This is a genomic window from Thauera linaloolentis 47Lol = DSM 12138 (assembly GCF_000310205.1).
In the GTDB taxonomy this organism is placed as follows: domain Bacteria; phylum Pseudomonadota; class Gammaproteobacteria; order Burkholderiales; family Rhodocyclaceae; genus Thauera; species Thauera linaloolentis.
Genome location: NZ_AMXE01000019.1, coordinates 42879 through 52754, shown reverse-complemented (window position 1 = coordinate 52754; position 9876 = coordinate 42879). Strand labels below are relative to the sequence as shown.

The 9876-nt window shown below is 68.0% G+C and carries 6 protein-coding genes; 3 read left to right on the top strand and 3 right to left on the bottom strand.

The window, feature by feature from the left end; translation table 11 throughout:
* Positions 1-2758 (top strand): excinuclease ABC subunit UvrA (locus C666_RS07555; protein ID WP_004336231.1); only part of this gene is annotated, 2758 nt, incomplete at its 5' end.
* A 66-nt stretch (positions 2759-2824) separates the two neighbouring features.
* Entirely contained in the window at positions 2825-3529 is a 705-nt protein-coding gene (locus C666_RS07550) for a cytochrome b/b6 domain-containing protein (protein ID WP_004336229.1), read from the top strand.
* Positions 3530-3671: 142 nt separating this feature from the next.
* Here the strand turns inward: C666_RS07550 and C666_RS07545 are convergent, their stop codons facing one another.
* Positions 3672-4124: a c-type cytochrome gene (locus C666_RS07545; protein ID WP_004336227.1), complete on the bottom strand. Its 453-nt coding sequence runs from the start codon at positions 4122-4124 to the stop codon at positions 3672-3674.
* 255 nt (positions 4125-4379) lie between these two features.
* Between C666_RS07545 and C666_RS07540 the strand changes: the two genes are divergently transcribed.
* The gene (locus C666_RS07540) at positions 4380-6002 is read left to right on the top strand and encodes a methyl-accepting chemotaxis protein (protein WP_004336225.1); all 1623 of its coding nucleotides are present in this window, start codon (positions 4380-4382) and stop codon (positions 6000-6002) included.
* Between the two features lie 37 nt (positions 6003-6039).
* Here C666_RS07540 and C666_RS07535 read toward each other — a convergent pair whose 3' ends face one another.
* The gene (locus C666_RS07535) at positions 6040-7509 is read right to left on the bottom strand and encodes a DegQ family serine endoprotease (protein WP_004336223.1); all 1470 of its coding nucleotides are present in this window, start codon (positions 7507-7509) and stop codon (positions 6040-6042) included.
* Positions 7510-7640: 131 nt separating this feature from the next.
* On the bottom strand, positions 7641-9746 hold the full coding sequence (locus C666_RS07530; protein ID WP_004336221.1) for a TonB-dependent receptor plug domain-containing protein: 2106 nt from the start codon (positions 9744-9746) through the stop codon (positions 7641-7643).
* Positions 9747-9876 lie beyond the last annotated feature (130 nt).

Sequence of the window (9876 nt, the reverse complement as noted above, 5' to 3'; positions counted from 1 at the left end):
CGAATACGCGGCGGCGCTGGCGCGCACGCGTACCGAGGCGGCCACCGGGCACGCCGGTGCCGCCGCGCTGCTGGCCGCCGAACCCGCCGTGCGCTACTGCGCGGTCGCGGCGCCGGCGATCGAGATCCGCCACGCGCGCGAACACAACCTGAAGAACGTCAGCCTGAGCATTCCGCGCGACCGTTTCACCGTCATCACCGGGCTGTCGGGTTCGGGCAAGTCCACACTGGCGTTCGACATCGTGTTCGGCGAGGGCCAGCGCCGCTATCTGGAATCGCTCAATGCCTATGCGCGCCAGTTCGTGCAGCCGGCGAGCCGGCCGGACGTGGACGGCCTGTTCGGCATTCCGCCAACGGTGGCGATCGAGCAGCGCACCAGTCGTGGCGGGCGCAAGAGCACGGTGGCGACGCTGACCGAAATCCACCCTTTCCTGCGCCTGATGTACGTGAAACTGGGCACCCAGTTCTGTCCGGACTGCAATGTGCCGGTGACGCCGCAGAGCTTCGAGGCCATCGTCGCGCAGATCCAGCGCGAACTGCACGGCGCCTCGGTCGAGGTGCTGGCGCCGCTGGTGGTCAACCGCAAGGGCTTGTACACCGATCTCGCCAAATGGGCGCGCGGCAAGGGCCATGCCCAGTTGCGCGTCGATGGCGAATACCTGCCCACGGCAAAATGGCCGCGGCTCGACCGCTACAAGGAACACAACATCGAACTGCCCACCGGCATGGTGGTGGTGGCGCCGGAGCACGAGCCCACGCTGCGCGAATTCGTGCGCCAGGCGCTGGACATCGGCAAGGGCGTGATCAAGGTGCTGGAGATCGGCAAGCTCGGCGCCGCGCCGGTCACCTTCTCAACGCTGCGCGCCTGCCCGAGCTGCGGCACCGGCTTCCCCGAACCCGATCCGCGCCTGTTCTCGTACAACGCCAAGCACGGCTGGTGCCCGAAGTGCTATGGCACCGGGCTGAAAACGGTGCCGCGCATCGAGGATCCGGATGCGCTCGACCTCGGCGACGCCGAAGGCGCCGTCGTCAGCGACGAGCCCTGCCCTGCCTGCCACGGCGCGCGCCTGAATCCGGTGGCGCGCGCGGTGCGCTTCCGTGAACTCGGCCTGCACCAGCTCGCCGCGTGGCCGGTGGACAAGGCGGCCGCCTTTTTCGCCGGATTGGCGCTCGGCGAACGGGAGAACGACATCGCCCGCGACCTCGTCGCCGAGATCCGCGGCCGGCTCGCCTTCCTGCAGCACGTCGGCCTGAGCTATCTGGCACTCGACCGCGCCGCGCCCACGCTGTCGGGCGGCGAGGCGCAGCGCATCCGGCTGGCCGCGCAGCTCGGCTCCAACCTGCGCGGCGTGTGCTACATCCTCGACGAGCCGACCATCGGCCTGCATCCGCGCGACAACCGCCTGCTGCTCGACACCTTGGAGGCCCTGCGCGACCGCGGCAACACGCTGCTGGTGGTCGAGCACGACGAGGACACCATCCGCCGCGCCGACCACGTCATCGACCTCGGCCCCGGCGCCGGCGTGCGCGGCGGCCGGGTGGTGGCCGAGGGCGGCATCGCCGCCCTGCTGGCCGCGCCCGAATCGGCGACCGGCGAATGCTTCCGCCATCCGCTGCAGCACCCGCTGCGGCCGCGCCGGCAGGTAGCGGCCGATCATCCGGCGATCCGTATCGATGGTGCGAAGCTGCACAACCTGCGCGACATTTCCGTGCGAATCCCGCTCGCGCGCCTGACGGTCGTCACCGGCGTGTCCGGCTCCGGCAAGTCCAGCCTCGCGCGCGACGTCATCCACGCCAACCTGCGCGCCCGCCTCGGCGACCCCGAAGCCACCCGCGCCCGCCGCCGCGGCCAGGCGCAGCCGGAGCAGGTCGACCAGCCCCTGATCGGCTGCAAGGCCCTGCACGGCTGGCAGCAGGTCGGCCGCGTGCTGGAAGTGGACCAGACCCCGATCGGCAAGACGCCGCGCTCCTGCCCGGCCACCTACGTCGGCTTCTGGGATGCGATCCGCAGGCTGTTCGCCGACACCTTCGAAGCGCGCACGCGCGGCTGGAGCGCATCGCGCTTCTCCTTCAATACCGGTGCCGGCCGCTGCCCGGTGTGCGACGGCGCGGGCCAGACCACGGTCGAGATGAGCTTCCTGCCCGACGTCAAGACGCCGTGCGAAGCCTGCGGCGGCGCGCGCTTCAACCCCGAGACCCTGTCGGTGCGGTGGAAGCACAGGACCGTCGCCGAGGTACTGGCGATGGCGGTGGACGAAGCGGTCGATTTCTTCGCCGCTCACCCGGCCATCGCCCATCCATTGCAACTGCTGCAGGACGTCGGCCTGGGCTACCTGACCCTGGGCCAGCCCAGCCCGACGCTGTCTGGCGGCGAGGCACAGCGTATCAAGCTGGTCACCGAACTGGCCAAGGTGCGCCGTCGCCCGGGCGACGCCGAGGATACCGGCGGCGTGCCGCTGGCGGCCGACAAGCACAGCCTGTACGTGCTGGACGAACCGACCGTGGGGTTGCACATGGCCGACGTGGACAAGCTGATCCGCGTGCTGCACCGCCTGACCGATGCCGGCCACACGGTGCTGGTGATCGAGCACGACCTCGACGTGATGGCCGAGGCCGACTGGCTGATCGACCTCGGCCCGGAAGGTGGCGACGGCGGTGGAACAGTGGTGGCCGAAGGTCCGCCGGAGACCGCGATGGCGATCGCGGCTTCGCACACCGGACGGCATCTGAGGGAATTCCTGGCGGCACGGACGGCGTAAGGCGGAACCAATTCACATGACGAGGAATCTTTCATGACTGATTTTCAGCCAACAGGAAGCGATCGGATGAAGAACGTGGTCATCGCCGTATGGGATCTGCCCGTACGCATTTTTCACTGGACACTGCTGCTGCTGGTCGTCGCGGCCTTCTGTACGGGCATGGCCGGCGGCAGTCTGATCGTATGGCACGGCTGGCTCGGCATCGCCATCGCCGGCCTGCTGGCGTTCCGCCTGGTGTGGGGCGTGGTCGGCTCGACCTATGCGCGCTTTGCCACTTTCGTGCCGGGGCCGGGCCGCATCGCCGCCTATCTGCGCGGGCAGTGGCGCGGCGTGGGGCACAACCCGATCGGGGCGCTGTCGGTGCTGGGCTTGCTGGGCATCCTGGTCTTCCAGGCGGGCAGCGGGCTGGTGTCGAACGACGACATCGCGTTCGAGGGGCCGCTGTATACCCTGGTGAGCAAGGACACGAGCGACTGGCTCAGCAGCCTGCACCGGCAGAATTTCTGGGTGATCATCGCGCTGGTATCGCTGCATGTGCTGGCGATCCTGTTCTATGCGCATGTGAAGAAGGACAACCTGGTGAAGCCGATGATCACCGGCGTCAAGGAAGTGTCCGATCCAGCCCTGAAGCCGGCGCAGGGCGGCGGCGCGGCCGCTTTCGTCCTCGCGGCGGCGGTGGCGGGGTTTGCGGTGTGGGCGGCCATGGGGGGCATGCTGCCGCCGCCGCCGCCGCCTCCGCCACCCCCGCCTCAGGCCGTGCCCGCCTGGTAGAGTGTGGCGGCAATCATGAAAATGGCCCCACGCTCCCCCACTGCGTGAGGTCGCTGCCCCCCAGGGGGGTGCTTTTCATCTTGGGGCGGCCCAGCGATGAAAAAAGCCGCAAGTGCGGCTTTTTTCCCGTAGATCGTGCGATTCAGTCCGCGCGATACTTGTCGTGGCAGGCCTTACAGGAACCGCCGGTTTCGCCGAAGGCCTTCTGCACCGCGGCCTTGTCGCCTTCAGCCGCGGCCTTGGCCAGGCTGGCTGCAGCGGCGTTGAAGTTGGTGGCGATCTTGCCGACGTCTTCCATGTTCTGGAAGAACTCGGGCTTGACGCGGGTCTTGCGGTTGCCGATGTCCTTGTCGGTGCCCGGACCGTACAGCGCGCCCATGCCCGATCCGGCGATGGCGGCGATGGCGTTGGCGGCGGCCTGGACCTGCTGCGCATTGTATTCGCCGTCGAGGTTGGCCTTGATCTTGCCCATGTTCCAGGCCATGAAGCTGTAGCCGGCCTGGCGGTACTTGATCTGGTCTTCCGGCTTGACCTGGGCGGACGCGGTGCCGGCGATGGAAAGGGCGAGGATGCCGAGCGCGATGATCTTCTTCATTGTTACCTCGTTGCTTGGTTGGAAGCGGTTGGAAAGGATGTGACGGGTTCTGCCGCGAACCAGACCGCACTGCGACAGCACGGCTTCGTTTTTGGTTCAATGCATCTTTTATCAGCGTTGGATGATATTCGGTTTGCACGGTTTCGATCAAATCCCTGATGCCGGCTCAAGAATTACGGCCCGGCGGCCGTTGATGGGATGCGGGCCCGCGGAGGGGCCGTTTTGATCCGCCGTCGCGGATGTGGAGAAGGAATGATGCGCCGCTTTGCGGATACCCCGATCTGGTTCAGGCTTACCGCCGTCATCTGGCTGATGCTGGTGATCGCCTGGGGCAGCATGATCGCCTGGGAAACGCGCGTGACCCGCGACATGGCGATCGAGCAGGCGAAGGATTTCGCCGGCACGGTCAATGAAATGACCATGGCCGGGCTCACCGGCATGATGATCACCGGCACCGTCGCCCAGCGCGACGTGTTCCTCGACCAGATCAAGGAACTGTCGGTGGTGCGCGACCTGAAGGTGATCCGCGGCGAGGAGACCAGCAAGATCTTCGGCCCGGGCCACGCCGGCGAGCTTGCCGCCGATGCCGCCGAACGCCAGGCGCTGGCCGACGGCAAATCCCTGATGGCGCTGGAGCACAGCGCGGAGCATGGCGAGCACCTGCGGGTGGTGATACCGACGCTGGCATCGGCCAACTGGCTGGGCAAGGATTGCATCGCCTGCCACCAGGTCGCCGAGGGCGTGCCGCTGGGCGTGGTGAGCATGCGTGTCTCGCTCGACAGGGCCGAGGCAGCCGTCACCGAATTCCGCAACAAGAGCATCGTCTTTGCCCTGCTGGTGTCGCTGCCGCTGCTGGGTTTCGTGTTCTTCTTCATCCGCCGCTTCGTGGCCAGCCCGCTGTCGCGCCTGGCCGGCAGCCTTGCCGAGATTGCGCAGGGCGGCGGTGATCTGACGCGCCGCCTCGACGGCGGTCGTGAGGACGAGATCGGCCGCACCGCGGCATCGTTCAACAACATGATGGGGACCATCGCCGCGCTGGTGCGCCAGGTTGGCATGGCTGCCGGCGAGGTGACGGCGGCGGCCCGGCGCCTGGCGGGCGGCGCGTCCGACCTCGCTCAGCGCTCGCACCGGCAGAACGAGCGTTCGGCGATGGCCAGCACCGCGGTCGATGCGATGAGCGACAGCATCACCCACATCGCCGACAGTGCCGCCGAGGTGCGCGAGCGTTCGCATGCCAGCCTGACGCGCTCCCGGGAAGGCGAGCAGAGCCTGCGCCAACTGATCGGCGAGATGGGCCAGATCGAGTCCGCGGTGCGCCAGATGGCGGCGACGGTCGGCGATTTCGTCGAGTCCACCCAGGCGATCTCGCGCATGACGCGCGAAGTGCGCGAAATCGCCGAGCAGACCAATCTGCTGGCCCTCAATGCGGCGATCGAAGCGGCGCGCGCGGGGGAACAGGGGCGCGGCTTCGCCGTGGTTGCGGACGAGGTGCGCAAGCTGGCCGAGAAATCGGCGCGGTCGGCAGGCGAGATCGACGGCATCACGCGCGAAATCGAGCAGCGCTCGGATTCGGTGCAGGGGGCGATCGAGGGCGGGCTGGAACACCTCGAATCGAGCCGCAAGGTGGCGGATGACGTCTCGCGCGTGCTGGGGGCGGCGAATGTCCTGGTGGCCGAGGTGGGCGAAGGCCTGGACCGCATCGCCTCGGCAACCGCCGAACAGCGCCGCTCCAGCACATCGGTGACGTCCAGCATCGACGACATTGCCGGCATGGCGAGCGAGAACGATCTCGCCATCGGGCAGACGGTGCAGGCCGCGCGCGAACTGGAACAGCTCGCGGCGCGGATGCAGGAATCGATCGGTCGCTTCCGGGTCTGACAAGGGCGGGGCCGGGTTCCTTTCCGGCCCCGTTCTCTCACTCCAGCCGCAGCGGCACGTAGATGCGCGATTCACCGCGCTGGATCAGCAGCGCGAAGCGCTTGCCGGCCGCCTGGACCAGGTTGCGGAACTCGGCAACACTGCCGACGGCATGGTTGTTGAGCGCGAGGATGATGTCGCCGCGCTGCAGGCCGGCGCGTGCGGCCGGGCCATCCACGCCTTCCACCACCAGTCCGCCACGCAGCCGCAGCTGGGCCGCTTCCTGCGGGCTCAGGACGCGCGCTGTGAGGCCGAGGCCGGCGTTCACGCTTTCGACCTGGCTCGGCGCCGTGGTACCGGCGGCGTTGTCGGCAGTCAGTTCATCCAGGGTCGCCACCACGTCGCGGCTGCGGCCGTCGCGCCAGACTTCCAGGCGCATGCGCGTGCCCGGGCGCTTTTCCCCCACCTCGCGCGGCAGGTCGGACATTTCGCCGATGCGCTTGCCGTCCACGCTCAGCACCACGTCGCCGACCTGCACGCCGGCCTTTTCGGCGGCGCTGCCCGGCTCCACGCTCGCCACCAGCGCGCCGCGCGCATCGGACAGGCCGAAGGACTGGGCGAGATCCTTGTCGACGCCCTGGATCGCGATGCCCAGGCGGCCGCGCTGCACGCGGCCGTGGGTGGCGAGCTGGTCCTTGACGTTCATGGCGACGTCGATCGGGATCGCGAACGAGATCCCCATGAAGCCGCCCGAGCGCGAGTAGATCTGCGAGTTGATGCCGATCACCTCGCCCGCGAGGTTGAACAGCGGGCCGCCCGAGTTGCCGGGGTTGATCGCGACGTCGGTCTGGATGAAGGGAACGTAGGTCTCGTCCGGCAGGCGCCGGGCCTTGGCCGAGATGATGCCGGCGGTGACGGTGTTGTCGAAGCCGAAGGGCGAGCCCATCGCCACCACCCATTCACCGACGCGAGCCTCGTCGGCCTTGCCGATCTTGACCGCCGGCAGGCCCTTGGCGTCGATCTTGAGCAATGCGACGTCGGTGCGGCGGTCGATGCCGACGACCTTGGCCTTGAATTCGCGCTTGTCGATCAGGGTCACGGTGACCTCGGACAGCGCTGCGTCGCCATCCTCGCCGGCGACGACGTGGGCGTTGGTCAGCACATAGCCGTCCTGGCTGACGATGAAGCCCGAGCCGATGCCCTGCCGCGCGCGCGGCCCCATCCCGGGCTGGCCGGGGAAGCCCGGCATCGGCACGCCGAAGCGGCGCAGGAAGTCGTAGAACGGGTCGTTGGCGAACGGATTCTGGTCAGTCGCCGCCTGTTGCTGCTGTTGCACGACGCTGATGTTCACCACCGCCGGGCCGACCTGCTCGACGAGATCGCCGAAGTCGGGCAGGCCGTAGCGGTTCGGCGACACCATCGAGGCCGCGGGCGCGGCCTGGGCGTGGGCGGAAGGGATCGAGGCCAGGCCGGGCAGCGCGGCAGCGATGGCAAGGGCGAGGGTGGTGCTGAGAAAGTGTTTGCGCATGTTCGATTCCGTGATTTGTCAGTGCCGACGACAGGCTGTGGACGCCGATTCGTTTCGTCTGTTCCACAGCTCACATCTGATTGCAAAATTGGGATGGCGGCCCCCGCGATCAAGTGCCATGAACGGGCTTTTCAGAACGCCATGTGCACCGCCAGGAACACCTGGCGGTCGGTCTTGTTCGGCGCGCGGTTGCGCTGGTGCGGCATCCACTGCAGCGGCTTGTGCGCCTGTTCCTGGTGGTTGCCGAGCAGGTTCGTCGCCGTCAGGCGCACCTCCACGGGCCGGCTGCCGGCACGCAGGCTGCGGGCGATGCTCCAGTCCAGGCTGGTATAGGCCGGCATGGTGTAGCGCAGGCCGGGCACGTCGCCGGAGGCGGCCTCCAGCGGCCCCATGCGCAACAGGCTCATCGTCGACCGCCAGGGGCCGGTTTCTTCCATCCAGGTCAGCGTTGCCGTGTAGGGGGCGACGCTGCGCCGCACCGCGGGGTTGCTGGCGCTGCGCTGGATGAGGGTGTGGGTGAACAGCAGCGTCGTGCTCGCGCGGGGCTTGAGCGAGAGGCGGTATTCCAGGCCGAGGAGATGGATCCTGCCGGGCATGTTGGTCCACTGCGTGGAGCCCATGACGTGATGGATCAGGAAGGGGTCGCCGCCGGTCGCGTCATGGAGCGCGTCGCTCGGCACGAAAGGCGCGGGGATCGCAATCGGCGCGCGCCGGATGTAGTCGTCGATGCGCTCGTCGAATACGCGCACGTCGAGCAGCCCTCCCCAGGGCGTACTGCCCAGGTAGCCGATCTCCCAGGCGTCGATCTGCTGGGGACGGAGGCGGGGGTTCGAGGTGTAGCGCTGGTTCACCGGGCCGAGTCCGTCGACGGACACCAGCACGTCCGTCCAGCGTTCGTGCAGCGTGGGCTGGCGCCAGGCGCGCGAAAACCCCATGCGCCAGGTCATGTTGTCCTGCGGCTGCCAGTTCAGGAAGATGCGCGGCGCGAAGCGCACGCGGTCGCCTTCGATGTGTTCGGCCATGGCGCCGAAGTTCCATAGCCATTCGGGCGCGGCCCGCCATTCGGCATTGCCGAACAGGCGCCATTCCTGCTGCGAGGGGCGGTGGCCGCTTTCGTACAGGAAATCCGACTCGATGCGGTCGTAGCGCCACTCGGTACCCCACAGCATGCGCAGATCGCCGGTGGCCGAGAAGCGGTGCTGGAGCGCGATGTTGTCGCGCAGGGTATTGCGGTTGTTGTCGACCCTGCCGACGCGCCGCGGCGCATCCAGCAGCTTGGCGCAGAGCGCGCCCACGGTAGGTTCCGCGGTCGGGCAGTTGGCCCAGGAATCGACATGCCAGGCATCTTCGGTGTGCTCGCGGTTGCGGTACCACGACAGGGACCATTCCTCGTCGAACGAGGGTATGTGCCGCCAGGTTGCATGCACCGTGTAGTCCCGTTGCTTCAGGTCGCGGAGGCCGCTGCCGTCGAACAGGGTGTCCGGATAGCCTTCGCCCAGCCTGGCCGTGCTGTAGCTGGCGGAGAATTCCAGCGCATCGGTCGCACCCAGATCCAGGTCGCCGCGCAGATTGACGGCGCGAAGGTGCTGGTCGTCGCGCAGTCCGGACCAGCCGTCGTCGCGCTGTTCCTGCACGCTCAGGCGCAGCCCGAGCGCACCGGTGCGCAGTACTGCCCGCCCGCTCACGTCGGCGATGCCATGGTTGCCGATACGCGCGCTGACCGAGCTGCCGGTTTCGGCGCCAGTATGGCGGGTGATGAGATTGACCACGCCGAGAAAGGCGTTCGAGCCATAGGTTGCGGAATTCGAGCCGCGGACGATCTCGATGCGTTCGATGTCCTCGAGCGCCACCGGCAGAGCGCGCCAGTTCGCGCCGCCGGAATAATGCGGCGAATAGACGGAGCGGCCGTCGATCAGCACCTGCATCTGGTTCGGGTGGTCCGAGCCGAGGCCGTGATAGGTCACCCGCTGCTGGTTGCCGCGCTCCTGGGCGACCTGCATGCCGGGCACGAGGCGGAAAAGCCTCGGGAGCTCGCGGTAGCCCGTGGCCCCGATCAGATCGGCGTCGATGACCGTGACCGCGCCGGGTGTATCCTGCAAGGACTGCGGCAGCCGGGATGCGCTCAACACCACTGGCAGCGGTTGGAAGAAGGTATCCTCGGCACTTGCCCAGCCCGGCATGATGCAGGCGATCAGAGGCAACAGCATCGCAGTGGCGTGGCGCTGGCGGATCGGCATTCGTGTCCGTCGAGTATGTGTATGTCCAGGGCCCATGAGTATAAGCGGGAGGCCGCCGGGCCGAGCAGGGGGCTGATGGGCGAGGTAACATCGTTTACAGCCCATTCCGGGGTGAAACCTATCTCAAGCG

Excerpts from the sequence above, each read along its gene's own strand:
- C666_RS07550 (WP_004336229.1), top strand. The coding sequence starts at position 2,825 with ATGAAGAACGTGGTCATCGCCGTATGGGATCTGCCCGTACGCATTTTT.
- C666_RS07545 (WP_004336227.1), bottom strand. The coding sequence starts at position 4,124 with ATGAAGAAGATCATCGCGCTCGGCATCCTCGCCCTTTCCATCGCCGGC.
- C666_RS07535 (WP_004336223.1), bottom strand. The coding sequence starts at position 7,509 with ATGCGCAAACACTTTCTCAGCACCACCCTCGCCCTTGCCATCGCTGCC.
- C666_RS07530 (WP_004336221.1), bottom strand. The coding sequence starts at position 9,746 with ATGCCGATCCGCCAGCGCCACGCCACTGCGATGCTGTTGCCTCTGATC.
- C666_RS07540 (WP_004336225.1), top strand. The coding sequence starts at position 4,380 with ATGCGCCGCTTTGCGGATACCCCGATCTGGTTCAGGCTTACCGCCGTC.